The 24,154-nt window shown below is 70.9% G+C and carries 22 protein-coding genes and 1 tRNA gene; 6 read left to right on the top strand and 17 right to left on the bottom strand.

From position 1 onward, the window contains the following. The first annotated feature begins 410 nt into the window (after positions 1 to 410). The 4 genes from ACZ4U4_RS01660 to ACZ4U4_RS01645 all read left to right on the top strand — a co-directional run bounded on the left by ACZ4U4_RS01660 (position 411) and on the right by ACZ4U4_RS01645 (position 9,636). Entirely contained in the window at positions 411 to 617 is a 207-nt protein-coding gene (locus ACZ4U4_RS01660; RefSeq protein ID WP_467868235.1) for a DUF5988 family protein, read from the top strand. A 75-nt stretch (positions 618 to 692) separates the two neighbouring features. Next, positions 693 to 2,027, top strand: a complete 1,335-nt coding sequence (locus tag ACZ4U4_RS01655; protein WP_467868234.1) for a beta-ketoacyl synthase N-terminal-like domain-containing protein — start codon at positions 693 to 695, stop codon at positions 2,025 to 2,027. Positions 2,028 to 2,060: 33 nt separating this feature from the next. Continuing rightward, the gene (locus ACZ4U4_RS01650; protein ID WP_467868232.1) at positions 2,061 to 8,390 is read left to right on the top strand and encodes an SDR family NAD(P)-dependent oxidoreductase; all 6,330 of its coding nucleotides are present in this window, start codon (positions 2,061 to 2,063) and stop codon (positions 8,388 to 8,390) included. Between the two features lie 721 nt (positions 8,391 to 9,111). Continuing rightward, a complete protein-coding gene (locus ACZ4U4_RS01645) occupies positions 9,112 to 9,636 on the top strand; it encodes an ATP-binding protein (protein ID WP_467868230.1) in 525 nt (174 codons plus the stop codon). Between the two features lie 135 nt (positions 9,637 to 9,771). On the opposite strand, the gene ACZ4U4_RS01640 is transcribed toward ACZ4U4_RS01645, so the two are convergent. The 8 genes from ACZ4U4_RS01640 to ACZ4U4_RS01605 all read right to left on the bottom strand — a co-directional run bounded on the left by ACZ4U4_RS01640 (position 9,772) and on the right by ACZ4U4_RS01605 (position 16,243). Then, positions 9,772 to 11,184, bottom strand: coding sequence for a transcriptional regulator (locus ACZ4U4_RS01640; protein WP_467868229.1), 1,413 nt, complete (start codon positions 11,182 to 11,184; stop codon positions 9,772 to 9,774). A gap of 1,088 nt (positions 11,185 to 12,272) precedes the next feature. Continuing rightward, positions 12,273 to 12,827, bottom strand: coding sequence for an HNH endonuclease family protein (locus ACZ4U4_RS01635; RefSeq protein WP_467868228.1), 555 nt, complete (start codon positions 12,825 to 12,827; stop codon positions 12,273 to 12,275). Then, entirely contained in the window at positions 12,824 to 13,162 is a 339-nt protein-coding gene (locus tag ACZ4U4_RS01630) for a hypothetical protein (protein ID WP_467868226.1), read from the bottom strand. The genes ACZ4U4_RS01635 and ACZ4U4_RS01630 overlap by 4 nt, the downstream gene beginning before the upstream one ends. A gap of 166 nt (positions 13,163 to 13,328) precedes the next feature. Beyond that, positions 13,329 to 14,261, bottom strand: a complete 933-nt coding sequence (locus ACZ4U4_RS01625; RefSeq protein ID WP_467868225.1) for a hypothetical protein — start codon at positions 14,259 to 14,261, stop codon at positions 13,329 to 13,331. Between the two features lie 95 nt (positions 14,262 to 14,356). Further along, positions 14,357 to 14,443 (bottom strand) — tRNA-Ser (locus ACZ4U4_RS01620). 55 nt (positions 14,444 to 14,498) lie between these two features. After that, a complete protein-coding gene (locus ACZ4U4_RS01615) occupies positions 14,499 to 15,032 on the bottom strand; it encodes a nucleoside deaminase (RefSeq protein WP_467868224.1) in 534 nt (177 codons plus the stop codon). Positions 15,033 to 15,264: 232 nt separating this feature from the next. Then, the gene (locus ACZ4U4_RS01610) at positions 15,265 to 15,795 is read right to left on the bottom strand and encodes a tRNA adenosine deaminase-associated protein (RefSeq protein WP_467868223.1); all 531 of its coding nucleotides are present in this window, start codon (positions 15,793 to 15,795) and stop codon (positions 15,265 to 15,267) included. 253 nt (positions 15,796 to 16,048) lie between these two features. Continuing rightward, positions 16,049 to 16,243 (bottom strand): hypothetical protein, encoded by a 195-nt coding sequence (locus ACZ4U4_RS01605; protein ID WP_467868222.1) that lies wholly within the window; start codon positions 16,241 to 16,243, stop codon positions 16,049 to 16,051. Positions 16,244 to 16,386: 143 nt separating this feature from the next. Here ACZ4U4_RS01605 and upp point away from each other — a divergent pair, with 143 nt between their 5' ends. Continuing rightward, positions 16,387 to 17,022, top strand: a complete 636-nt coding sequence (upp, locus tag ACZ4U4_RS01600) for a uracil phosphoribosyltransferase (RefSeq protein ID WP_467868220.1) — start codon at positions 16,387 to 16,389, stop codon at positions 17,020 to 17,022. A gap of 88 nt (positions 17,023 to 17,110) precedes the next feature. On the opposite strand, the gene ACZ4U4_RS01595 is transcribed toward upp, so the two are convergent. The 7 genes from ACZ4U4_RS01595 to ACZ4U4_RS01565 all read right to left on the bottom strand — a co-directional run bounded on the left by ACZ4U4_RS01595 (position 17,111) and on the right by ACZ4U4_RS01565 (position 21,790). Next, entirely contained in the window at positions 17,111 to 17,746 is a 636-nt protein-coding gene (locus ACZ4U4_RS01595; RefSeq protein ID WP_467868218.1) for a LytR C-terminal domain-containing protein, read from the bottom strand. Between the two features lie 120 nt (positions 17,747 to 17,866). Next, complete coding sequence (locus ACZ4U4_RS01590; protein ID WP_004943146.1) at positions 17,867 to 18,163, bottom strand: type II toxin-antitoxin system VapB family antitoxin; 297 nt, start codon at positions 18,161 to 18,163, stop codon at positions 17,867 to 17,869. A 177-nt stretch (positions 18,164 to 18,340) separates the two neighbouring features. Next, positions 18,341 to 18,889, bottom strand: a complete 549-nt coding sequence (locus ACZ4U4_RS01585; RefSeq protein ID WP_467868216.1) for a hypothetical protein — start codon at positions 18,887 to 18,889, stop codon at positions 18,341 to 18,343. Next, the gene (locus tag ACZ4U4_RS01580) at positions 18,886 to 19,572 is read right to left on the bottom strand and encodes an RNA polymerase sigma factor (protein WP_467868214.1); all 687 of its coding nucleotides are present in this window, start codon (positions 19,570 to 19,572) and stop codon (positions 18,886 to 18,888) included. Before ACZ4U4_RS01580 ends, ACZ4U4_RS01585 begins: the two co-directional genes overlap by 4 nt. 26 nt (positions 19,573 to 19,598) lie before the next feature. Beyond that, positions 19,599 to 20,141 carry an LPXTG cell wall anchor domain-containing protein gene (locus ACZ4U4_RS01575; protein ID WP_467868212.1) on the bottom strand — a complete coding sequence of 181 codons (543 nt, stop codon included), beginning with the start codon at positions 20,139 to 20,141 and terminating at the stop codon, positions 19,599 to 19,601. Positions 20,142 to 20,363: 222 nt separating this feature from the next. Next, positions 20,364 to 20,534: a 50S ribosomal protein L32 gene (gene rpmF, locus ACZ4U4_RS01570; protein WP_467868210.1), complete on the bottom strand. Its 171-nt coding sequence runs from the start codon at positions 20,532 to 20,534 to the stop codon at positions 20,364 to 20,366. Between the two features lie 200 nt (positions 20,535 to 20,734). Continuing rightward, complete coding sequence (locus ACZ4U4_RS01565) at positions 20,735 to 21,790, bottom strand: NAD(P)-dependent alcohol dehydrogenase (RefSeq protein WP_467868209.1); 1,056 nt, start codon at positions 21,788 to 21,790, stop codon at positions 20,735 to 20,737. Positions 21,791 to 21,928: 138 nt separating this feature from the next. Here ACZ4U4_RS01565 and ACZ4U4_RS01560 point away from each other — a divergent pair, with 138 nt between their 5' ends. Continuing rightward, entirely contained in the window at positions 21,929 to 22,831 is a 903-nt protein-coding gene (locus ACZ4U4_RS01560) for a helix-turn-helix transcriptional regulator (RefSeq protein ID WP_467868207.1), read from the top strand. A gap of 10 nt (positions 22,832 to 22,841) precedes the next feature. Here the strand turns inward: ACZ4U4_RS01560 and ACZ4U4_RS01555 are convergent, their stop codons facing one another. Together ACZ4U4_RS01555 and ACZ4U4_RS01550 are read right to left on the bottom strand one after the other, a co-directional pair. Further along, positions 22,842 to 23,195: a hypothetical protein gene (locus ACZ4U4_RS01555; RefSeq protein ID WP_467868205.1), complete on the bottom strand. Its 354-nt coding sequence runs from the start codon at positions 23,193 to 23,195 to the stop codon at positions 22,842 to 22,844. 280 nt (positions 23,196 to 23,475) lie between these two features. Next, the gene (locus ACZ4U4_RS01550; RefSeq protein ID WP_467868203.1) at positions 23,476 to 24,048 is read right to left on the bottom strand and encodes a PadR family transcriptional regulator; all 573 of its coding nucleotides are present in this window, start codon (positions 24,046 to 24,048) and stop codon (positions 23,476 to 23,478) included. Between the last annotated feature and the right edge of the window lie 106 nt (positions 24,049 to 24,154).

Below are 24,154 nucleotides of genomic sequence, written 5' to 3'. Positions count from 1 at the left end.
CGGCATCCGGCCTACTCGTTGGCTCGGCCTCGTGCCGGCTTCCGGGACGGACCGTGGTGCCGGAATGGGCGTCCCTGGGGAGGGGTTTGGATCCATCAGCCGGTGCCGGCTTCCGGCACCGGCTGATCGGCCCCACCATTGAGCGAGGGGCGCCATGCTGATCCGCTTTTCCGTGCTGGTCTTATCGGGAGATGCGTTACGAGTTGGCGGCTATCGTTTCGCCGCCGGCGATGACGGTCAGCCCTACGGTTTTGCCCGCCGGATCACGGCAGGATGGGCCGTTCTCCCTCCGGTGACTGCCGCCCTGCAGTGCCTTCCGCACAAACTCCCCGCGCAGCAGCTCCGAGCCCCCGCCGGCCGGAAACCCGGCTCCGGCCAGAAAAACCTGCGACTGAACACCGGAGTGCACCATGGCACGCAAACGCATCGTCATTCTTGTCGAAGAGCACGAAGGAGATGCTCTGCCGCGGAACTTGCGTGACGAGTCCAGGGACCCGATCCGGCTCGTGCGTGGAAACGGTTATGAGCGTTTCGAATTCTACGGCGAATACGCAGATCTGAACGGCAACCCGGTTCCCATGTACCGCTGGCACTACCGCACGTCCATCGCCGAGTAGGTGCCGCACAACACAAGGAAGAACTTCGCGCAGGAGCGGGAAAATGGCGATCCTCGCGAGGAATGGAGTCCTGTTTTGAAACACGAACTCGTATACCCCGAGGACTACGACATCGGCCGCCGAGCCGTGGTGACAGGCGTCGGGTTCTGTCTTCCCGGGCAGGAGACGCCGGTATTCACGGCCGATGACATCTGGAACGTCGCCGCGAACGGCCGGTCCTGCATTCAACACGACGAGGTGTACTACGGCTCCGTCGACCTGCCGCAGGAGATGTTCGACGATCACTTCCCGGACCTTCCGCCGTTCTTCTCCCGGCACTACACGCCGGCACACCGCTACGGTCTGGTATCGCTGGCGCATGCCTGCGAGGACGCCGATCTGAACTTCCGGGACGGAGACCTGAGCGAAGCCGCGGTTCTGGTCGGGCGCGGCGGCGTGGACGCCAACGTCGGCAGCTATCTGTCGGTGCTGCGAGCCGATCCCGCGACAACCAGTACATCGGAAGCGATGGAACTGTTCGTCGCCGCCCAACAAGCGGTGACCCCCTCCGACGTCGCACTGGTCCAATCCGCGCTACTCCGCTCCAACGGTCCCGTCTACACCGTCTCCTGCGGTTGCGCGTCCTCCGCGGTACAGATCGGCAACGCCCGCCAGATGATCAACCGGGGCGAGATCGAGATGGCCATCGTGACCGGTGTCGACGTCTTCGACAAGCAGCTCATCCAGAACATCCAGCGACTTCTGCACGGGGCACAGCAGACCTACGACACCCTGCGGACGCCCGGGATGCCAGAGCTGGTGCCGTCCTTCCTCTCCCTCATGCGTCCCTACGACCGGCGGGCGAGCTCCATCAATCACGGGGAGGGGTCGGCGACTTTGATCGTTGAGAGCTGGGACCACGCCGTCCGCCGCGGCGCGCACATCTACGGCCAGGTGCTGTCCAATGCCTTGGCCCGGGACGGACTGGCCAACCCGCTGGCATGCGACGAGACCGGGAGCGAACTGGTCGCCGCTGTCCACCGCTGTCTCGGCGACCGGTGGGACCTGGGCAACGTGCCGTACATCCATGGCGGCAGCGACGGCAATGTCGTCGTCACAGCCTTCGAGACCGCCGCCGTCCGAGAACTGTACGGGGACGGGGAGCGCCCGCTGTTGACATCCCAGGAGGGCTGCTTCGGACACAACGGCGCTCCGGCCGGCTGTGTGGGCGTCGCGCTGACGCTGATGATGCTGGAGCGGGGGCAGGTGTGCCCGACCGCCAACTGCGAGCAGCCCGCCGACGGGCTCACCTTCGACCCCGTCCCCGGGGTGCGGACCCGACCGCTCGACTTCGACTACGCGTTGACCTTCAACTACCAGGTCGGCGGGGTCAAGAACGCCATCCTCCTCGGCAGCACACAGGCTGTGTGACCCGGGCGGACCACGCCTACGTACGGAGACCCGATGAACGACCACACACCTACCCAGGCAGCCGCGCGGCTGATTCCCCGGGAGACCGGGCGCATCGCCGTGATCGGCATGGGGTGCCGGCTTCCCGGAGACACCCATTCACCCGCGGCACTGTGGCGGCTGCTGGCCGAGGCCCACGACGCGGTCGGCGAACTGCCCCCGGAGCGTCGGCGTCTCTCCCCGAGCGGTTCGCCCGGTCGGGGTGCCACCAGGACACCGGTGTTCCTGCCGGGCGGGTATCTGCGTGAAGTGACAGACTTCGACGCCGCTTTCTTCGGCGTTGCAGGGCGGGAGGCAGACGTGCTGGATCCTCAGCACCGCCTGCTGCTGGAGGTCACCTGGGAGGCCCTGGAGCACGCAGGTCTCCCACCGGAGCGGATGCAGGGCAGCCCCACTGCCGTCTTCACCGGGATCAGCTACGGCGACTACATGGACCATCTGACCGGGACCGACCAGGAACTCGAAGGGTCGATCCTGACCAATGGTCACTGCGTGGCGGCAGGCCGGGTCTCATACCTGCTGGGACTGCACGGTCCGAGTGTGGCCCTGGACACCGCCTGCTCCTCCTCGTTGGTGGCCGTGCACTTGGCGCGCCAGGCACTGTGCGCCGGAGAGTGCGATCTGGCACTGGCCGGCGGGGTCACCCTGACGTTCCAGCCGCGCATCACCCGCTCCTTCGCCAGGATGGGCATGCTGTCCGCGAGCGGGCGCTGCCGCACCTTCGATGCCGGGGCCGACGGGTTCGTTCGGGGCGAGGGCTGCGGCGTGGTGGTGCTCAAGCGTCTCGACGACGCCCTACGGGACGGCGACCGGGTACTTGCGGTGCTGCGCGGCTCGTCGACCAACCAGGACGGTGCCTCCGACGGCCTTGCGGCGCCATCGGTGGATGCCCAACGTGCCCTCTACCGGGGAGCACTCGAAAGCTCCGGCATCGATCCGCGGGACGTGGGGATGGTGGAGACCCACGGCACGGGTACCCCGGTGGGCGACCCGATCGAGTTCGCCGGTCTTGCCGACGTCTACGGCGACGGCCCCGGCCGCTGCGCCCTGACGTCGGTGAAGACCAACATCGGGCATCTGGAGCCGGCCGCCGGAATCACCGGGCTGATCAAAACTGTGCTGTGCTTGCAGCGCGGTGCCATTCCGGCGAACCTGCACTTTCAGCGCTGGAACCCGGCCGTGTCCGCGGACAACACCCGTTTCTTCGTCCCCACCGAGCTGACCGCCTGGCCCCTCGGGACGCCGGTCCGGCTGGCTGCCGTATCCTCCTTCGGATTCTCGGGTACCAATGCACACGCGCTGCTCGAACAGGCCCCGGAACCGCGGTCCCCGCGGCGCTCCGAGAAGCCGGTATCAACGGCGCCCGACGTCTTCCTCGTCCCGGCCGGGTCTCCGGACGCGCTGCCCGCCGCGGCCGGCCGACTCGCGGACTGGATGACTGGTGACGGTGCGCTGGTGCCGCTTCGGGACCTCGCACACACCCTGGCGTTGCGGCGCTGCGCCGGGCGTGGGCGGCTCGCCGTGGTGGCGTCCGGGCGCCACGAACTCATGGGCTCACTCCGGGCCTTCGCTGACGGGCAGAAACCCGCCGCTGCGGTGACCAGCCCGGTGGGTGGGGGAGTCGAGCGGCACCCGGTATGGGTCTTCTCTGGCCACGGTTCCCAGTGGCCCGGCATGGGTCAGGGGCTGCTGAAGACCGAACCGGCCTTCCGTGAAGCGCTGGCCGAGGTCGGCGATCTCATCCGGGCGCGCATCAAGGTCTCGGTAGTCGACGTGATCCGGCGCGGCAGATCCATCAAGGGCTGCGCCACTGTGCAGCCGGTGCTGTTCGCGTTGCAGATCGCGCTCGCAGCCACGTGGCGCGCGTACGGGATCGAACCCGCCGCGGTCATCGGCCACTCCATGGGCGAGGTCGCGGCGGCGGTGGTGTCCGGCGCTCTGCCGCTCGCCGACGGGGTCCGCGTGATCTGCCGGCGGTCCGGCCTGCTGAGCCGTATCGCCGGACAGGGTGGCATGGTGAGCGTTGGACTCAGCGCCGACGCGGTGCGCCAGGAAATCGCCGACAGCACGGCCGAGACCGTATCTGTCGCCGTCCTGTCGTCGCCCGATTCCACTGTGGTGGCCGGCCATATCGCTGAGGTGAGCCGACTGGCCGCTGCCTGGGAGGCCCGCAGGATCCCGGTCTTCCCGATCTCCGTGGACGTCGCCTCCCACTGCCAGTTGGTCGACCCGATCCTGCCGACCCTGCACTCAGCGCTGGCCGGGCTCACGCCGCGGCCTCCCGAGGTGCCGTTCTACTCGACTGTCGTGGGCCCCGGTGCCACCCCCGTCTTCGACGCCGACTACTGGTGCGCGAACCTGCGCCGCCCGGTCCGGTTCGCCGAAGCGGTGGCTGCTGCGGCGGCCGACCGGCATCAAATCTACGTCGAGCTCTCTCCGCACCCCGTCGTCACCCATGCCGTCGAGCGGAGCCTGTCCGGTCTTGTCCCCTCCTCCGTCGTCCTGCCCACACTGCGCCGTGAGGAGGACGAGCCGACCACCCTGCGCTCCCAGCTCGCCGCACTGCACTGCGCGGGCGTCCCGGTGAACTGGCGTCACCTCTACGGCGGTGGGAAACTCGTCGACGCTCCCACCCTCACCTTCGACCGTCGTCACCACTGGGCCGAGGGATCCCGGAACGTGGCCCCTTCCGAGCTCGCGGACGCTGGCTTGCCCGGGCACCACACCGAACTGCCCGGCACGCCCTCGCGGCACTGCTGGCGTGCTGACGCAGGTACGGAGGCAATGCCCTGGCTCGCCGACCACCGTGTGCACGGCGCCCCGGTCATGCCCGGAGCGGGCCATTGCAGCATCGCTCTGGCGGCGGCCTGTGAGGTCTTTGGAGCGGCCCCGCACGAGGTAGAGGTCACCGACATCCACTTCGAGCAACTGCTGCGACTGGACCGCCACACGGAAGTCAGCACCGTCGTGACGATGGCCTCTCCTGACAGGGCGCACTGCGAGATTCTTACGCGGGGTCAGGACGGCGAGTGGGAGCGGCAGGCCGACGCGATGCTGCACCGGCTGACCGTACGAGAGGAAGGCCGGTCCCGGTCCCTTGACGCGCTCCGGGTGCGCCATCCGCTGCGACTGGACCCGGCTGATCTCTACCGGAGCTTGCGCCGGCGGGGCTTGGAGCACGGTCCGGCCTTCAAGGGAATTACCGAGATGCACTCGGTGCGTCACAGCGACAGTTACATCGCCAAGGTGTCACTCCCGTCCGGGTCGGGCGACCTCGTGCCGGGCCTGCCGGTCCACCCTGCCCTCCTCGATGTCTGCGCCCAGCTCGCCGTGGCACCTTTGATGCACGAGGACGACCAGGCCCCTGTGCTTCCGGTGGCGGTGCAAGCAGTGCGTGTCCTGGGCGATCCCGCACAGGCCGCGTACTGCCATGCCCACATCAGCCAGAACGAGCCGGACGCCGTCGTGGCCAATGTCCGTCTCCTGGACGCCAATGGCACGGTGGTCGTCGCGGCCAACGGTCTGCGCTTCGCCCGGCGTCCCGTCCGCGATGTGCCGGAGGCCGACGACTGGCTGCTGGAGATCGGCTGGCAGTCCGCCCCCCGTACCACTTCGGAAGGCGGCAGCACGCCGGGGAGCTGGCTTGTCGTGGGGGAGGGGGACGGGTCGGCCGGCATCCTGGCCGCCGCGCTGCGCTCCCGCTGTGCCCGTACCAACGTCTGGGATCCGCCGCTGGACGACACGTCCCTCGACGCCCTTCGCGGATCGGTGGGCGAGCGGCTGGCCGCCGGAGTCGAACCGCCGCGTGCGGTGGTCCTGGTGTGCGGCCGACCACGTCGTGAGGAGTCGACCGAGCAGTCCTTGCGACGCACCCGCAGACTGCTCGCCACCGTGCAGGCCATCACCATGACCTCGGCTTCGCCGCGGCTGTGCGTCATCACGCAGGGCGCCCGGAACGTGATCCCGGGGGACACCGCCGACCTCGGCCAGGGCTCCCTGCGGGGGCTGGTACGGGTGGCCGCCCTGGAGCACCCCGAACTGCGTCCCGTACTGGTGGATGCCGACCCGAACAACATCGATCCCGCCGACGTGGCCCAGGAGTTGCTGGCGGACACGGACGACGACGAGGTCGCGCTGCGCACCGGCGGCCGATGGGTGGCCCGGCTGCGGCACGCTGCGGCTGCTGCACCGGACCGTCCGTCCACTTCCTGCACTGTGCGGCATGGCGTGGACGGGTTCCGGCTGCGCGCGGGCCGATTGGGCGATCTGGCGAGCCTCGAATACGCCGCTGTCCGGCGGCGTCCACCCCAGCCCGGCGAGGTCGAGGTGCGGATCACTGCGGCCGGCCTGAACTTCCGGGACGTGCTGACGACGATGGGCCTGCTCCCGGGCGACCACGACATCCGCTACCGCATCGGATTCGAATGCTCCGGTGTGGTCAGCGCGGTGGGCGCGGAGGTGCAGCAGCTGCACGTCGGGGACGAAGTGCTCGCCATCGATCTGCGGGGCGGTGCCTTCGGGTCGTTCCTGACCGTCCCGGCCGACATGGTGGCACCGATCCCCGCCGGTCTCGGACTCGTCACCGCGGCAGGACTGCCCGTCGCCTTCATGACGGCGTGGTACGCCCTGCGTCACGTCGCCCGGCTCGCTGCCGGGGAGCGGGTGCTGATCCATTCGGCCACCGGAGGCACCGGACTGGCGGCGATGGCGGTGGCCCGGTCGCTGGGCGCGGAGGTGCTGGCCACTGCCGGCAGCAGCGACAAACGACACCACCTGCGCGCCATGGGAATCCGGCATGTCATGAACTCCCGGTCCCTGGATTTCGGCGAACGTGTCCGCGAAGTGACCGGAGACGGAGTTGACGTCGTACTCAACTCACTGTCCGGTGCGGCCATCCGTACCGGACTGGAGACGCTGCGTCCTTTCGGTCGTTTCGTGGAGCTCGGGGTGCGGGACATCCTCTCCGACGCTCCGCTGGGCATGCTCCCGCTGCGCCACAACGTCACGCTGCGCACCGTCGACCTGATCGAGTTGAGCCGCCACCACCCCGACGTGTTCACCGCGGTGTGGCGGGAGGTGCTCGACGAGTTCCGAGAGGGACGGCTCAAACCGCTGCAATGCACGGAGTATCCGCTGGCGGAGGCCACCAGGGCCTTCCGCACCATGGCCGCCGCGGACCACATCGGCAAGCTGGTGCTGTCCGTGCCCACCGTTGGCCAGGCTTCCGCGGTGCTGCCCGAGATGGATCTGCCGGTACGTAAGGGCGGGGCATACATCGTGACAGGCGGACTGCGTGGCCTGGGACTGGCCACCGCACGGTGGCTCGCCGAGCACGGTGCCGGCCATATCGTCCTCAACGGGCGCACCGCTCCTTCCCGTGAAGCCGCACGCCTGATCGAGGGCCTGCGCGAGAGCTCCGCCAAGGTGTCGGTGGTCCTGGGAGACATTGCTGAACCGGGTACCGCGGAGCATTTGGTGGCCACCGCGGTGGCCGACGGAGCCGGGCTGTACGGGATCGTGCACTGTGCCATGGTCCTGGACGACGCGGCCCTCGCCAATGTCGCCGACGAGCAGCTGGAGCGGGTCTGGACGCCGAAGGCCGTCGGAGCCTGGCAGCTGCACCACGCCGCCGAAGGGTGCCTGCTGGACTGGTTCGCTGTGTTCTCGTCGATGGCCTCGCTGCTGGGCAACCGCGGCCAGGGCGCCTATGCCGCAGCGAACTCCTGGCTCGACAGCTTCGCGGCCTGGCGCTCCGCCCAGGGACTGCCCACCCTCGCAGTCAACTGGGGCCCCTGGGGTGAGACAGGCGTCGCCACCGACTTCCGCCAACGCGGCTACCACACCATTCCTACCGAACAAGGCATGGCCGTACTTCACAGCCTGCTGTGCCAGCGGCGTGTGCAGACCGGGGTGCTCCCCGGCCCGCCGGACACCTGGATTCCGCCTGCGGGGCGGCATCTCCCCTTCTTCAGCACGGTCTCGGGCGAGCAGCCCACGAAGCGGTCCGTTGTTTCCGACGGCTCCGAAGAGCTGCGCGACCTCATCCGCGCCCTGCCTGCCGGCCTTCCCCGCAGAGCCGCCCTTGAGGACTGCCTGGCGGACCATGTCCGCGCCGTCCTCCGCCTGGGAGACGGCTCCGTCGACCCCCAGACACCGCTGAAGTCGCTGGGATTCGACTCCCTCCTGGCCCTGGAGCTGCGCGCCCGCATTGAGCGTTCCTTCGCTCTCTCCCTCTCACGGAATTTCGTGTGGCAGCATCCCACGCTGGCCGAGCTCGCTGCCGGCGTCGCGGACCAGCTCGGGATGGAACTGAATGCCACATAGCGCCGTTTCACGCGTCACTCCGCGTTCGGCGGGCATTTGGAAGTTGCCCGCCGAACGCGGCACTGTTTCAACCCCCGACGCCACTCCGCATGGAATCCATCTCGCTCGGTGCACTTCGGATCTGCGGTCGCGGGAGGCGCGGTGGTGGAGCTTCTGACTCCGCGTGAGTTGTGAAAGCCCCGATGGATGGCGTTCCCTTTCCGCCGGGGGGGCTGTGCACACCGACGGTGCGTGATCCTCGTTAAGGGTACCCCTCGGGTGCAGTCTGCGGACTCGGTCCGGGGGCACGACACCGGCATCGATCGTACGCAAGGACGTCAAGTCCGTTACGCGGTACGACACCTCGGCAGGGCCATCGAATGCGCCTCGGCCCGAGTTACCGGATGCCGAAGATTCTCCGCCGCGAACACGGAAGGCCATTCTATTTTTCGCCCTTTCGTCGGCCGTCGCCCGCTCATTTGCTACCGCGGCCTCGGTGCGTGAGCGGGCCTCTTCGTATCGTCACCTACGGATTTCGTGACGTTTTCTTGCGTTGATAGTATTTCACTCCCCATACTCCGTGCCCCCTTAAAGCGCCTCGCAATGCGCCTTCCGGGGCCCCTTCCCGGCTGCTTCAATCAATTTTGAAAAGCAACGGGGAATTCCTTCGTGTGACAGTCTTCGGGGAATTCCCCGATTGACATCGGGGGCCCGAAAGGAACCTAGGAAAGGGGTAGTCTCGATGCAGCGCACGCAAGAGGCCCACATCGAACTGACGACCCGACAGGTCAATACCTGGCCCGACGACCAGGCCATGGTGATCCCGCCCGACTGCTGGCGCTCCAAGGAGCAGACAACATTCGTCCTTCCGCCATTGGAACGTGCGGTGCCGGTCTGTCGCATTCTGGCCCGCGCTTGGCTCGACGGGCAGCAAGTCTATGACGGAGATACCCGCTACCGCTTCCTGCTTGTCCTGTCCGAACTGGTCACCAACGCAATCCAGCACTCCGAGAGCCTGCGCATCATCTGCCGGATGCGCAGGCCCACGGACCACTTCCACGTAGAGGTTCAGGACGACGGCGGAAGCCTGTGGATTCCCCGCGCTCGCCGCCTCGGCCAAGGGCGGGAGCGTGGCCGCGGCCTGGAGCTGATCGCCGAGTCCTGCACCCAGTGGGGCCGCCGGACCGATGCCGATGAGGGCTGCACCGTCTGGGCATCGGTACCTCGCTTCCCGGTCGAACACGCCGGAATGCTTGCCCCGTCATGACCAGGGCAGGGTGAAGCGCTCCCGGCCCTCCCGGCCGCCGGCTACCGGGAAGCCCCGGCAGCCGACGGCCAGGCAGCACAGGCTCCGTACCTCCCGGAGGGAGCCGCCTGGTCGTCGGCGCCATTGCGTGACCCGTCAGTCGGCAGACGTGCGCTGCAGGGGAATGCGGAGCTCGCCCTCCTGCACCACGGCATCGAAATCGCAGGCCGGCTTGGTGTCTTTGTAGGGGGAGAGCTTCGCTCGGAACAGTTCCAGGTGCCGTGTGACGAGCGTAGACCGCAAGCTGCCCAGAAGGTTCACTGCTTCCTCCGCTGCGCGGCACGCTTCCTCGACATCACCGGCCTGCACCAGCGCCGACGCGAGCAGGAGAAGAGTGATCGCCCGGCGACGCACCCGCGTTCGCGGAAGCCGTGCGAGTGCCTCGGTGGCACGGCGAGCAGCCTGGCGGAACTGCCCCAGATCGTGGTGGCAGTGCGCCAGTTCGTAGGCCAAGCAGGCCCGGTCGAAGTGTGCCATCCACTCAGGGATGTCACCGGGATCGGCGCGGATCATCGCTTCCATGGCCTTGTCGCAGAGCTTCCCGCACCTCCGTGAGTCGCCGAGCAGGGCGTATCCGCGGGCCTCGGCCACATGGAACAGTGCCTGCACGGTGAGCGGCGCCTGTTCTCGCGCCCCTTCCCGTGCGGCCCTCACAAGCTGTACAGCCTCCCGTGCGCAGCCCGCATCGAGGGCGAGACGGCTCAGCCCCGCTGCCAGGATGTAACCGCCGTGGCACCGGTCGCCCGCCGCATGCGCGAGCCGCAGCGCCTGGATGTAGTACCGCTGTGCCAGACCGAGGCGGCCCGTGTCCATCGCGGTGTATCCGGCGAGTTCCGTGAGCCGGGCGGCGACGGCGAACAGCTGACGCCCGGTGGATTCGTCGTAGCTTCCCGTGATCAGCCCCGACATCACACCATGCAGGCACGACACCACGACAGGGCGCACATGGCCGCCACCGATCCGGTGATCGAGTTCCGCGAGTGCTTGATTGAGGGTCCGCACCAGATCGACCTCGGTCGCCCCGCTGCGCAGCCCCCGACGTCGGTTGCGCGCGACCTCCGTGTCCACGCTGCTGATCAACCAGTCCCGGGTGGATTCGACTAACGCCGGAGCGCCCATGGTCGCGCCGGACAGGGCCTCAGCCGATTCGGCGTCCATCTGCCACAGTTCACAGACCTGAGCCAGTGCGTCCTCCACGTCGGTCGCGAAGTGGAGCCCGACTCCGCAGGTCACGCTGTTGCCGCTGGCCATGCCGATCTCCGCGGTCGAGACCATGCGGCCGAGTCTGCTGCTCAGCGCCTCGGCGATGATGGCCGGTACGCGCCCACGTGGCTGCTGGCCTCTCATCCATCGACTCACGGATGTTTTGTCGTACCGCAGGTCCAGCCCCTGTTCCTGTCCCAGGAAATTCACCTGGCGGGCAAGGGCGGAGTTGGATAGCGAGGCCTCTCGGATAAGTGATCTCAGTTGCTGATTGGCCTGACGCGCCATCGCGGGTCGGGGGGGCATGAGGGTGCCTCCAAATACATGCTGCCAGCGCTTCGCGTTGGCAAATACGGTGTGAAGAGTACTGGTAGGTCATTACCTGGCCACCGGGAATGAACCACCATGACTAAAGTCAAGTGGTTGTCTTGGTGTCACTGTGCAGTAGTGAAGGCGCGTGACGAGACACCGGGGGCTCCCGGTTGCGTTTCCCCCTCGCCCGTACCCCACCGAAAACCCTGGCGCGAGGTGTGACCCAGATGCGTGCCAAAGCCGGCCTTCTCGGGATCGCCGAGGTCGCGGGGCGTTGGCAAGGATCATGCAGCGGTCGAGTTCGTGCTCCTGTCGTTGCAGCCCCGGCCGACTCCCCCCGGGCTTCCAGGTTCCTTCGGCATGAGTTTGTACAGCACTTTTACGTGCTGATGCTCGACGCCCGGAGAGCGGTTCTCCCGGCGAGGATCCGGACCGGCCGGCATGGCTCGTGAACGCCAGTGTGTGCCTGCCCGTTCTCGGCGCCGTTGCGGTTGCCATCGTCAGGACCGGTCAGATGCTGGCACCACACGGTCATGGTCGGCCCCTGCACGGACGTGGGCGTCATCCCGGTGTGCCACTCGAAGGGGACTGGATGCAGGGCCGAGGAAAGCGCGTTCCCGCGCCTTGGGCGGGCCGCTCCCGGAAATATCGGGAGCGATGGTGCTGTCGGGCCCGGTGAGGTTCACCCTTATCGGTCACCGCGGTGCGACGATGGCTGGCCCGGTCGGGGCCGGGTGCCTCGGCTTCAGTGAGGACGCGGAGGCACCGCACGTCCGGGAGGGAAATCGCGGCGGCCCCCGCCGTCCGACAGAGGCCGCGGGCCCACGAGCTGATCACCACACTGATCGGACTTGACCACTTCGCTACTGAGCGCCCGCAGCACTCGTTGTCCATCGGTAGCCCCTGCCGATCGGTGCGGGCCGGGAAGCGAAAGGACACCGACGTGAGCGAGACGGACACGTACAACCACGTGAAGAAGCAGATGCTCAAGGCCGGGGAACGCTTCGCCTCCGAGGCCGCGGACACCGAGATCTCTGTATAAGTCGGGAACGAGAACAGGCCGACGGCGTAGGCGGTTTCGCTCACCACAGGCTCAGCGGGCGCCCGGCCGTCGCCGCGGTCGTGATGCGCCGCATGATCTCGGCTTCGGATTCGTCGTTCGCCCGGCCGGCCCGGATGGCCGCGCCGATGGCGCGTGAACGACCGGCTGGACCCCGGAGGTCGGCGAGTGGACCGTGAGGATCGCGGCGCCGGGCCGGCCACTCCGCCCGGTTCTCCGCCGGAGTGCCGAGCCGGAGGTGGGCGGGTTGCTGGCAGGAGTGGTTGTCGCAGGTGTGGCACACGGTCGGGTTGTCGTTGCCCCAGCCCAGCCGTGGGATGACGCCGTGTGCCAGCTGGTAGCCGTACAGGTGCCCCGGCACCGTGCCTCGGCGAGTTCGGCCGGGCAACGACGCCGCCCAGAACACCTTCACCCAGTACCGGGTCCGAACTCCCTCGTCCGCCAGCCACGCGGCCCACTCGGCCGCGGGGACACGCACCGGCGAGGGCTCCCCGATCAGCGCGAGCTGCTCAGCAGGCGCCGGGCGGGTGCTGCTCGTCGGGAACAGCCCGGGCTCGAAGGAGTCATCCGTCGTCACGCGGCATCGACGCGGCCGTGGGGCGGCGAGGAGATCTCCTCATGGCCGGACGCCAGCTCACGGGTCGGCGCCTCCGACGAGCGAGGCCCCCGGGGGCGACGGGTGCGAGGACGCCCTGCTCGATCACGAAGTTCCGCGACCACTTCCTTCGCCCTGGCCGCGGAAACCGGCTTCGCCTCCCTCTCCAGCTCGTCCGGGGGTACGTCGAGCAGCCCCGCGACGACCTCGACGTCGTTGTCGAACAGCCGGAGCACGGCCGCCACCGCTTCCTTCGCCGCCAGGTCCGCAGCCTCCTTCGCCGCCGCTGCCGCCTTCGAGGCCCGCCGTTTGGACACGACCTCAGCGGCAGCCAATTCCTGAGTCCGGGCCTGGAGAGCCTGATTTGCGCGGACTCGCCGACGTATCTCTCCCGCGGTCATTCTGCTTTCCGGAGTTGCGCTCATGGATAAACCATAAGGAAGGCGCCCGGAAAAGTCCCATCGGGATATTCCGGAATCTGTTTCAGGGAATTAGGTGCATAGAATAAATCGAAGGTTCCATCGGAGAAGAATGCCTCCGGCGGGTCCTCCCTCGGAGGGGGAGGGGCGCATCGTTCGGCTGTGCCAACGTTGTTGTGCGGGAGCGGGCGGTCGTCCAGTTGAGAACGATTGTGAAACGCGTCCGGCGCGCCGTGGTGTAGCCGAGATGTGTCAGGCTGAGCGGCGCGGGGAGGCGGGCGGTCCCAGTGCCCGCCTCCCCCTTCCGCCTCGGCGACGCGGCGAAGGGCCGAGGTTGCCGAAGGCGGTGCTCAGGCAGCGAGTTCCATGCCCGCCATGCTCCACTCCACCGCGGCTCGTCGGCGATGTGGTTGTTTCCGGGGAGCTGCGTATGGACGCAGGGGTTCGACGTCCGGAGCTGCGGCTCCGCGTCCGCGGCCGCTTGCAGGATCCCGAAGAGGAGCCCGTGGTAGTTCCTGATCGTCTTGGGTGCGTACTTGCGCCTCTTCACGCCCGGTGCGTGGTGAGGCCCGCGCCGGCCCGTGGCCAAGTCGTTGATCCAGCGGCTGATGTGGTCGCGACCGAGGGTCGTCTCACGCTCGCCACGGACCGTCAGCTCTTGGAACCAGGGCAACATGTGGTTGTTGACGAACTTCCGGTAGTTGCCCCGCGTCTGGTCCGAAACATCCGTGAGCAGGTCGATGTAGCGATGGGCGAACGGGCCGAACATCTCCTTGTCGGGGATGGCCTCCTGCTCGGGGGCGGCGAACCCAACTCCCTTGACCCAGCCCGGAGGCCATTGCTGTCCGTAGGCGGTGACAAGGTCGCGGAACTTCTCTGCCGACTTCTCGTCCTCGAAATCCTCGCCTTCCTGCTTGGCGTCGCGCTTGCCGTTTGCTCTCCAGAGGACCCGGAACACCTCGCGGTCCTTGGTCTGACGTACTCGTATGGAGGCCATGTCCTCCAGCGTGCGAGGGGGAATGTGTTGCACAGAACGGCAAAGAAGAACCGCCCCTGACCCGTTTTCGCAGGTCAGAGGCGGTTCTCTTCGAGCGGTAGCGGTGGGATTTGAACCCACGGAGGAGTTGCCCCCTCACGCGCTTTCGAGGCGCGCTCCTTCGGCCGCTCGGACACGCTACCGAGAGAGATCCTAGCCCAAGGGGGGTCTGGATCCGAAATCGGATGTCGGAGGTGGTCAGCGGGAGCGGAAGAAGGCGGTGAGGGCGGCGGCGCAGTCGGGTTCCAGGACGCCGGTGATGACCTCGGGGCGGTGGTTGATCCGGCGGTCGCGGACCACGTCCCAGAGGGAGCCGACGGCGCCTGCCTTCGCGTCGTACGCGCCGTAGACGACGCGGTCGACGCGGGAGAGGACGATCGCGCCGGCGCACATCGTGCAGGGTTCCAGCGTGACGACGAGGGTGCAGCCGGTCAGTCGCCAGTCGCCGGGGCGGCGGTCGGCGGGGCCGGCGCCCGTGGCCAGCGCTTCGGCGGCGGTGCGGAGGGCGAGGACCTCGGCGTGCGCCGTCGGGTCGCCGGTCGCCTCGCGGGCGTTGTGGCCGGTGCCCAGGACCGTGCCGTCGGCGGCGAGGACGACGGCGCCGACGGGGACGTCGCCGGTCGCCGGGGCGAGCGCGGCTTCCGCCAGCGCCCGCCGCATCGGCGCGGTCCAGGGATCCCGCAGCGGATCGGGCGCGGCGGCGGGCGGGGGTGCGGGGGGTGACGCGGTCATGCCTCCAGTGTCGGGGACATGGCCGTGGGGCGGGGCGGGGTCCGGTGCGCCAGGCCCCTGCGCGGTCCAGGCGTATCCGGCGTACCCACGGCCGGGGGCCCCGCGCGCCCATTTGCCCGAGCCCCCGCGCACCCCGCGCGGAACGGTTCGAGGCCCAGCGCACCCCGAGCGAAACGGTTCGAGGCCCCGTATGCCGAACCCGCCGCCCCCACCGGGCCGCCGACCGCCGCCCTCAGCGCACCGCCTCCAGTACATCCGTGCAGCCCAGTGCGTCGGCGATCTGGGAGAGGGCGTCGGTGTCGAGGACGAGGAGGTCCTCGGGGCCTACGCCCAGGTCCGTCAGGAGTTCGACGTCGCCGAGGGGGCCGGGCGGTGGGGTGTCGCTGTCGGGGGTGTGCAGGTCGGCGTCGTCCGGTTCGGGGTCCGGTTCGCCGTCCTCGGTGCCGTCGAGGTCGAGGCTGTCGAGCTCGTCGTCGGCGTCGTCGTCGGAACCGAGCAGTTCGTCGGTGAGCAGGGCGCCGTACGAACTTCGCGCGGCGGCGGCGGCGTGCGAGACGAAGACGCGCGGGTCGTCCTCGCCGTCGATGCGGATGACGCCGAACCAGACGCCCTCCTGCTCGATGTACGCGACCACCGTGTCGTCGTCCACCGCTGCCTCTCGGGCCAGATCGGCCAGATCGGTCAGGGTCTCCACATTGTCGAGCTCCGTGTCGCTCGCTTCCCACCCGTCTTCGGTGCGCGCGAGCAGTGCGGCGAAATACACCGTGACTCTCCCACTGTCTTGGGCTGCCGGCCGGGCGGGGCGACGCGGGTGCGCCGCTGGTCCCGCCCCCGTCGGAATCGTGGCAGAAACAACGCGTCCGCGGGGGGTCTTCGGCGCTGCGTCGTGGGGTGGTTGCCGGAGAAGTCGCCCGCGTGCCGGAGCGGCGGCGTCGGAAAGCGGGATGTTCCGGGCGTGGACGGCGCCGGGCCGGGCCTGCCCGCCGGGCGCCGGTCCCCGGACGCGTCCGCGCCGTTCACCAGCGGAATGTGCGCATCCGTGGAGTCTGCCGCTGCCGGGCCGCCCGGGCGCGGCGCGGCCGGACCCGCTCGCGCGGCGCCCTGGCCGCGTGGAGTTCGCGCGGGAACCGGTCGCGGCGCCGGCGGCGCGCCGCGGCGCTCTCCGGGCCGGGCGCGGCGCCGGGCCCGTCGGGGTGCGGGGAGCCGGACACGCGGCACACCACCTCGGGCGGGTGTCCGCGGCCCGCTCCGCCGCGCCCGGAGGCCGTCGTGCCGGTGCGCCGGAGGGCCGACCGGGCCCGTGCCGGGGGCCCGGGCTGACGCCTTCGCCCGCACTCTCGGTTACTGTCGAGGGATGCGGATCCACGTCGTCGACCACCCGCTGGTGGCGCACAAACTCACCACACTGCGCGACAAGCGCACCGATTCCCCCACATTCCGGCGGCTCGCCGACGAGTTGGTCACCCTGCTCGCGTACGAGGCGACCCGCGATGTCCGGACCGAGCAGGTCGACATCGAGACCCCGGTGACGACGACCACCGGCGTCCGGCTGTCGCACCCGCGGCCGATGGTCGTCCCGATCCTGCGCGCCGGTCTCGGCATGCTGGACGGCATGGTGCGGCTGCTGCCCACCGCCGAGGTCGGTTTCATGGGCATGGTCCGGAACGAGGAGACCTACGAGGCGCACACCTACGCCACGCGGATGCCGGACGACCTCTCCGGCCGGCAGGTCTACGTCGTCGACCCGATGCTCGCCACCGGCGGCACGCTGGTCGCGGCGATCCGTGAGCTGATCAACCGCGGTGCGGACGACGTCACCGCGATCTGCCTGCTGGCCGCGCCCGAGGGCGTCGCGGTCATGGAGCGGGAGCTGGCCGGTGCGCCGGTGACGGTCGTCACCGCCGCCGTCGACGAGCAGCTCAACGCCGACCGGTACATCGTGCCGGGCCTGGGCGACGCGGGCGACCGGATGTACGGCACCGCCGGCTGAGACCACCCGGGGCGCCCCGCGGCGCCCACCGGAACACTTCGGGCCCCTGCCGGTTTCCGGCGGGGGCCCGCGGCACGCCTACGGACGGTCAGCAGTGGGGCTTGGGGCGCGGCGGGTGGGCGAGGGCGTGCAGGGCCTTCTCGGCGTCCTTCGCCTTCGTCAGGTCCTTGAAGGTGTCGCCGATGATCAGGTCGACGGAGTGGTCCTTGCGGCCGTCGGTCTCCTGGCGGGCCCCGGCGAGCTGGGTGGCGAGGACCTTCAGCGCGCCCTCGGCGCCGGACGGGCCGAGCAGCACGCCGTTGTTCTTGACCTTCTTGTCGTAGGCGGTGGGGGCGTTGCCCACCTCGCCGATGTCGAAGCCGCGCTTCTTCAGCTCGTCGGCGGTCTGCTTGGCGAGCCCGCCGCGCGGGGTGGCGTTGAGGACGTTGACGGTGATGGCGGACGGCGCGGGCGGCTTGGCCGTGGCGGGCGCGGCGGGCGCGCTGGTGTCGCACTTCTGCTTGGCGTCCGCGCTCTTCTCGGCGGCCTGGGCCTTGCCCGAGCCGCCACCGAAGACGTCGATGAGCTGGAGGGTGCCCCAGCCCGCCAGGCCGAGGGCGCAGACGCCCGCGGCGGCGGTGAGGACGATCCGGCGGCGGTGGCGGGGGCGGCGCATCCGGGGATACCTGTCGCCCGTCACGCGGTACTTCTTACCGCCCATGCCCGGTGGCGTCAGCATGCTCATGAGTCGAGCGTAGTGCCGCCCGGGACGCGTGCCTACTAGATGATCAACGCAGGGCGGGTGAGCCGACCCGAAAGGGGCAACCGATCCGTTCGTACGGCGGAACGGACCGGGCGGCGGGCGTCAGTCCAGTTCGAGGACGCGGGCGTGCAGCACCTGGCGCTGCTGGAGCGCGGCGCGGACGGCGCGGTGCAGGCCGTCCTCCAGGTAGAGATCGCCCTGCCACTTCACGACGTGCGCGAAGAGGTCGCCGTAGAACGTGGAGTCCTCGGCGAGGAGAGTTTCCAGGTCCAGCTGCTGTTTGGTCGTCACCAACTGGTCGAGGCGTACCGGGCGCGGGGCGACATCCGCCCACTGGCGGGTGCTCTCCCGGCCGTGGTCGGGGTACGGACGCCCATTTCCGATGCGCTTGAAGATCACACGGAAAGCCTACCGGGCGAGCGGCCGCGGGCCCAGCCGCGCCACGGGTATCGGCCACTCCGGGCCCGGTGCGGGGCCCTTGAGGCCCGCGCGCGGGGGCGTGCGCCGGGGTGGGGGCGGGGCGTCCGCCGCCCCTCGGCGGCCCGCCACCGGGGTGCGCACCCTCGTAGCGCTTCCCTAGGGGCGCTGCCCCGGGGACTCCGAGGGGTGGGACGTGGGCGTGGCCGACGGTGGTCCGGAGGGGCCGCCGGTGCGCGGGGCCCGGCCCTCGGAGCTCGGGGTCCGGTGCGCCGTGGCGTCCGTCGGCAGGTCGCGGGGGGACGCGGGGTGGCCGCTCGGTCGCACCGTACGGGTCGGGCCGGGGGGCTCGTGGCTGCCCGGGGCCGTCGGGGACGGGGTCGGGCGGCTGTCGTGGGTGGGGGTCGGCAGCGGGTCGGGTGTGGTGGCGGGCATGGGGCGTGGTGGCGTGGTGTCGGGGGCGAACACCGCGTAGCCGATGGCCGCGGCGGCCGCCGCGGCGGCCAGCGGCAGCGCGAACCGTCTCCAGCGGGCGCCGCGCAGCCACGACGTGCGGCGGGCCGCCCGGGGCACGGCCGCCGGGCGCAGATCGCGGGGTTCGACGGTGGCGGCGCGGGCGGCGAGGGCGGCGCGCAGCCGCTCCTCGACGGGGCGCGGGGGGCCGCCGGGGGAGGGGCGGGCGGTCCGGTGGTCGTCGCCGGTGCTCATGACCGCTCCTCCAGGATTTTCTCCAGCGCTTTCAGGGCGCGGCTGGCGAGGGACTTCACCGCGCCCCGGCTGATGCCGAGGGTGCGGGCGATCTCCGCCTCGGACAGGTCGCCCCAGTACCGCAGGACGAGGACCTCGCGGCGCCGGGCGGTGAGTCTGCCGAGCGCCGCCAGGACCTCGCGGTGCTCCTCGTCGAGGACGATGCGTTCCTCGGCGGAGGGGGCGTCGGCCTCGTACGGCGGGGTGTAGTTGCGGGCGCTGCGGCGGCGGCGCAGGACCGAGCGGGCGGAGTTGACGACGGCGGTGCGCAGATAGGCGAGGGCGTTGTCGACCTCGTCGAGGCGTTCGCCGTGGCGGCGGCAGAGCGCGGTGAACGCGTCCTGGACGACGTCCTCGGCGGTCGCCCGGTCGTCGACCAGCAGCACCGCGAGACGCACCATCGCGAGCCGGTGCGCGTGGTACAGCTCACCGATCGACGGCCGCTCCGGCATGCCCGTGCCGAACGCGGAGGGGGTGGCGGCGCCCGGCGTGGCGGCGGGCGCCGCGGTGTGCGCGGACCGGGCGGTGCGCGTCGCGGTACGGGCTGCCGTGCGGACCGCGCCACGCAGCCACTGCCACCGGACGCGCCGCGGCCCCGGCAGGGCGAACCCTGCCGGGGCGAGCGGGAATATGAGCGTTTCCATCGGTTCCTGGTGCCGGGGAGGGGGCGTCAGGCGCGGTTGCGGCGGACCGCGTACAGGGTGCCACCACCGGCCGCGAGCAGGGCGGCGGCGCCCGCGCCCATCAGCAGCGTGGTGGTCTCGGAGGCGCCGGTGTGGGCCAGTTCGTCCTTGCCGGACGCGTCCCGGCCGGTGGCGGGGGCCGGGTCGGCGCCGCGGCGCGTGTCCCCGGGGTGGGTCACGCTCGGCACGGGGCGCGGTGCGGACCCGTCGCCGGCGGGCCCCGCGGACGGCGTGCCGGACGCGCCGCGACCGGGGAAGGTGGGCTCCGCGGACGGCCGCGACGACGGCGGCTCCGTCGCGTCGCGCCCCGGGTAGGTGGGCTCGGCGCTCGGCCGGTGGGCGGACGGCGTGGTGACGCTGGGCTCCGGGCGGGAGGTCGCCGGGCCGGACTCGTCGGCGGCCGCGGGACCGGCCGTGGCGAGGGCGGTGAGCGCGCAGGCGGCCAGCAGCCCGGCGGCGGCGGCGCCGCGTATCCGGCCGCGGGTGGCGGGGGTGGCGGACTGCGTGGGGGCGGTGCGGAAGAGGTTCACGGGTACTGCTCCACGGTCGAGTCGTTGGGCGGCGCCCGGTGGCGCCCTCACCCCTCACGACGTGCGGCGGGGGTGGGGGTTGCCGGTGTGGAGAGAATTTTTTTCCGGGAGGCGGGGCGGGCGGGCCCAAGGCCCCGGAGCCGGGCGCCGCCGGGGCGCGCGCCGCCTCGCCGGGCGCCGGGGTGCGCGCTGCCCGCTCCCGGCCCCGGGCCGGGTCCCCGCTCACCCCTCCGGCTTGATCAGTCCCCGCCGGTAGGCCGGCGCCAGACGCTGCGGGACCTGGTGAACGGTGCCGTCGACGGTCACCGGGACCAGCTGGGGCGTGGCCGCCTTCCACTGGGCGCGGCGGTGGCGGGTGTTGCTGCGGGAGAGCTTGCGCTTGGGGACGGCCATGGGAGGAGCCTCCGGTGGGTGGGGTGGATGGACGCCCCGAGGCTATATGAAAATGACTGTCGTTTCGATGTGGCGGTCGGCGGGCAGGAACCCCGCGGATACGGGAGCGCCCGGGGCGGCCTGGTGGGGCCGCCCCGGGCGGAGGTGTCCGAGGGCGTACGGAGGCGGCGCGGCCCGCCGTCTCCGTACGCCCTGGCGCATCAGATCGTCGACGTGTCGATCACGAAGCGGTAGCGCACATCGCTGGCGAGGACGCGGTCGTACGCCTCGTTGATGCGGTCGGCGCTGATCACCTCGATGTCGGCGGCGATGGCGTGCTCGGCGCAGAAGTCCAGCATCTCCTGCGTCTCGCGGATGCCGCCGATCAGCGAACCGGCGAGCGACCGGCGCGCGTTGAGCAGCGCGAACGGGGAGAGGGACAGCGGCTTCTCCGGGGCGCCCAGCTGGACGAGGGTGCCGCCGGTGCGCAGCAGCGCGAGGTAGGCGTTGAGGTCGAGGTCGGCGGAGACCGTGTTGACGATCAGGTCGAAGGTGCCGGCCAGCTCCTTGAAGGTGGCCGGGTCCGAGGTCGCGCGGTAGTCGTCGGCACCGAAGCGCAGACCGTCGTCCTTCTTGCGCAGCGACTGGCTGAGCACCGTCACCTCGGCGCCCATCGCGTGGGCGATCTTGACGCCCATGTGACCGAGACCGCCGAGACCGATCACGGCGACCTTCTTGCCGGGGCCCGCCTTCCAGTGGGACAGCGGCGAGTAGAGCGTGATCCCGGCGCACAGCAGCGGCGCCGCGGCGTCCAGCGGGATGCTCTCCGGGATGCGCAGGACGTAGTTCTCGTCCACCACGATGTGGGTGGAGTAGCCGCCCTGGGTCGGCTCGCCGTCCCGCCCGACGGCGTTGTACGTGCCGACCCAGCCCAGGTCACCGGTGCAGTACTGCTCGTCACCGGCGCGGCAGTTCTCGCACTCGCGGCAGGAGTCGACGAAGCAGCCGACGCCGACGCGGTCGCCGACGGCGTAGTGGGTGACGGCGGAGCCGGTCGCGGCGACGACACCGGCGATCTCGTGGCCGGGGACGACCGGGAAGTGGCCGCCCTCGCCCCATTCGGCGCGGGCGGTGTGGATGTCGGAGTGGCAGATACCGGCGAACTTGATGTCGATCAGGATGTCGTGGGCACCCAGCTCCCGGCGCGGGATGGTGGTCCGCTCCAGCGGTGCCTTCGGTGCGGGCGCGGCGTACGCGGCGACAGAGGTGTGGGTCATGCTCCCGAGGATGCAAGAGCGGCCGGGGCGTAACCAGTGCCCTCCGCAACGTATGACCGGCGTTCCTACCACCGGGAGGGACACCCAGCGGGCCCGGGTGCTTTTCCCGGGCCGGTGGTCCGTACGCATACTTCAGATATGGACCAGCGCACCGAATTGAGCGAGTTCCTGCGCTCGCGGCGGGCCCGGCTGCGGCCGGGGGACGTCGGGCTGCCCGAGTACGGCAGACGGCGGGTGCCCGGGCTGCGGCGGGAGGAGCTGGCGCAGCTGGCCGGGGTCAGCGTCGCGTACTACATCCGGCTGGAGCAGGGCCGCGTCGGCAACGTCTCCGCGGCGGTGCTGGACGCGATCGGTGACACGCTGCGGCTGACCGGCGCGGAGCGTGACCACCTCGCCCACCTCGCCCGTCCGGCGCCGCGCCGGGCCCGCGCCGCCGTCCGCCCGCAGCGGGTGCGGCCCGCCTTCCAGCAGCTGCTGGACACGATGGAGGCGGTGCCCGCGTACGTCATCGGGCGGCGGCTCGACATCATCGCCTGGAACGGTCTGGCCTGCGCGCTGCTCGGCGACTTCCCCGCGCTGCCGCGCAAGGAGCGCAACCTCGCCTGGCAGGTCTTCCTGGACCCGCGGCACGCCGCGCTGTACGAGAACTGGGAGGCCAAGGCGTCCGACGTCGTCGGCTATCTGCGGCGGGACGCCGGGCGCAACCCGGACGATCCGGCGCTCGCCTCGCTGATCGGCGAGCTCTCCCTCAAGAGCGACGACTTCCGGCGGCAGTGGGCCGCGCACGACGTCCAGGACAAGGGCTTCGGCACGAAGGTGCTGCGCCACCCGGTGGTCGGCCGCCTGACCCTCGCGTACGAGACCCTGAGCCTGCCCGCCGACCCCGACCAGCAACTGATCGCCTACCACGCGGAGCCCGGCTCCCCGTCCGCACAGTCGCTGCGGCTGCTCGCCTCCTGGTCGCTGGAGCCGGCCCGGCCCGGTGCGGACGGGGAGACCGACGGGGCGCGGACCGGGGACGACGCGCAGACGCGGCCGTAGCGGATCCCTCCTACCGGCGGTGGAAGAGCACCGAGCGGAGCTTCAGCCGGTCGGTGGCGTGGCCGCCGTCCGGGCGGAGGGTGACGGAGTCGCCGTCGCAGCCCGCGCCGGTGAACGCCGTCACGAAGTCGTCGGTGTCGTTGCGCGGGGTGTGCGCGGGCGCCACCCAGTCCTGCGCGACCTCGGGCAGCGTCATGCAGACCCCGCTCGGCGGATCTGCCAGGGTCCCTTCGTGTACGGCGCCGTCCTGGGCGTCGACGAGGTACGTGAACGAGCCGGTCGCCGCCTGGGCGGCGGAGGCGGGCAGGGCGACGGCGAGCGCGAGGGCACCGAGAGCGGCGGCCACGGTGTGGCGAAGGCGCATGGGCGTTTCCTTCCGGGGGAACGGACGCACCCCGCGGCGGGGCGCGTGCCGGGAGGAACTGCCCACGCCGTACGGGGGATGCGCACCCCCGGGGCGCATCACACGAAGGAGTGCGGGGGCCCGACAGCCGTACGGTGGCGGGGCTCGGCGCGGAGGGCGGCGGCCCGGCCAGGGGGTGGGGGCGTCTGGGGCGTGCGATGGGGGCCCCGGCCGGGCGGAGGAGGACGCCCGGGCCGTGCGGTGGGGCGCCCGACCCGGGTGCGGGGAGCCCCCGCCGCCGTCACGTCGCCGGGTGCGCCGCCGTCTCCCGGTTGCGCAGCACCGCCGCGATCCGTTCGCACCAGGCGCGGGTCTCGCGTTCGAAGGCGAGGCCGCGCAGACAGGTCAGATACGGGCCGATGCGGGTGCCCCGGAGGAGGAAGGTGGCCTCGTCGAGGTCGCCGCGGAGCCGTTCCAGGACCCGGTCGAAGATCTCGGTGCGCCCGGCGGCGATCCGGGCCCGCTCGGTGAGCTGGGCGATCACCGGGGCGGCCGGCAGCCGGTCCACGGCCTGCACCTTGACCAGCAGGTCGTCGCGGAGGAAGGACGGCCGGACGGTGGCGGCGGCGAACCGGTGCAGCTCGCCGATGCCCGCCTCGGTGACCGTGAACAGCCGCTTGTTCGGGCGCATCTCCTGCACCACCTGACGGCCGGTGACCAGGCCGTCCCGCTCCAGCCCGGACAGTTCGGTGTAGAGCTGCTGCGGGCGGGCGTACCAGAAGTTGGCGACGCGGGTGTCGAACTCCTTGGCAAGTTCGTAGCCGCTGCACTCCCCGTCCAGCAGCGCGGCGAGCACGGCGTGCCGCAGGGTCATCGGACTCCTCTCGGACGCGGGGGGGGGGGGGGGGGTGCCCCGCCCCCCCCCCCCCGGTCGAAGAGGTCGGTGGGATCCCCCACGGGGAAGGGGGACGAAGGGAAGA

The organism is Streptomyces sp. NPDC029159 (assembly GCF_055564055.1).
This window is presented reverse-complemented; position numbering and strand designations above follow the sequence as displayed.

What these genes read in the sequence shown, in the direction of transcription:
- ACZ4U4_RS01660 (WP_467868235.1), top strand. Translation starts at nt 411, where the DNA reads ATGGCACGCAAACGCATCGTCATTCTTGTCGAAGAGCACGAAGGAGAT.
- ACZ4U4_RS01650 (WP_467868232.1), top strand. Translation starts at nt 2,061, where the DNA reads ATGAACGACCACACACCTACCCAGGCAGCCGCGCGGCTGATTCCCCGG.
- ACZ4U4_RS01645 (WP_467868230.1), top strand. Translation starts at nt 9,112, where the DNA reads ATGCAGCGCACGCAAGAGGCCCACATCGAACTGACGACCCGACAGGTC.
- ACZ4U4_RS01640 (WP_467868229.1), bottom strand. Translation starts at nt 11,184, where the DNA reads ATGCCCCCCCGACCCGCGATGGCGCGTCAGGCCAATCAGCAACTGAGA.
- ACZ4U4_RS01625 (WP_467868225.1), bottom strand. Translation starts at nt 14,261, where the DNA reads ATGGCCTCCATACGAGTACGTCAGACCAAGGACCGCGAGGTGTTCCGG.
- ACZ4U4_RS01615 (WP_467868224.1), bottom strand. Translation starts at nt 15,032, where the DNA reads ATGACCGCGTCACCCCCCGCACCCCCGCCCGCCGCCGCGCCCGATCCG.
- upp (WP_467868220.1), top strand. Translation starts at nt 16,387, where the DNA reads ATGCGGATCCACGTCGTCGACCACCCGCTGGTGGCGCACAAACTCACC.
- ACZ4U4_RS01595 (WP_467868218.1), bottom strand. Translation starts at nt 17,746, where the DNA reads ATGAGCATGCTGACGCCACCGGGCATGGGCGGTAAGAAGTACCGCGTG.
- ACZ4U4_RS01585 (WP_467868216.1), bottom strand. Translation starts at nt 18,889, where the DNA reads ATGAGCACCGGCGACGACCACCGGACCGCCCGCCCCTCCCCCGGCGGC.
- ACZ4U4_RS01580 (WP_467868214.1), bottom strand. Translation starts at nt 19,572, where the DNA reads ATGGAAACGCTCATATTCCCGCTCGCCCCGGCAGGGTTCGCCCTGCCG.
- rpmF (WP_467868210.1), bottom strand. Translation starts at nt 20,534, where the DNA reads ATGGCCGTCCCCAAGCGCAAGCTCTCCCGCAGCAACACCCGCCACCGC.
- ACZ4U4_RS01565 (WP_467868209.1), bottom strand. Translation starts at nt 21,790, where the DNA reads ATGACCCACACCTCTGTCGCCGCGTACGCCGCGCCCGCACCGAAGGCA.
- ACZ4U4_RS01560 (WP_467868207.1), top strand. Translation starts at nt 21,929, where the DNA reads ATGGACCAGCGCACCGAATTGAGCGAGTTCCTGCGCTCGCGGCGGGCC.
- ACZ4U4_RS01555 (WP_467868205.1), bottom strand. Translation starts at nt 23,195, where the DNA reads ATGCGCCTTCGCCACACCGTGGCCGCCGCTCTCGGTGCCCTCGCGCTC.
- ACZ4U4_RS01550 (WP_467868203.1), bottom strand. Translation starts at nt 24,048, where the DNA reads ATGACCCTGCGGCACGCCGTGCTCGCCGCGCTGCTGGACGGGGAGTGC.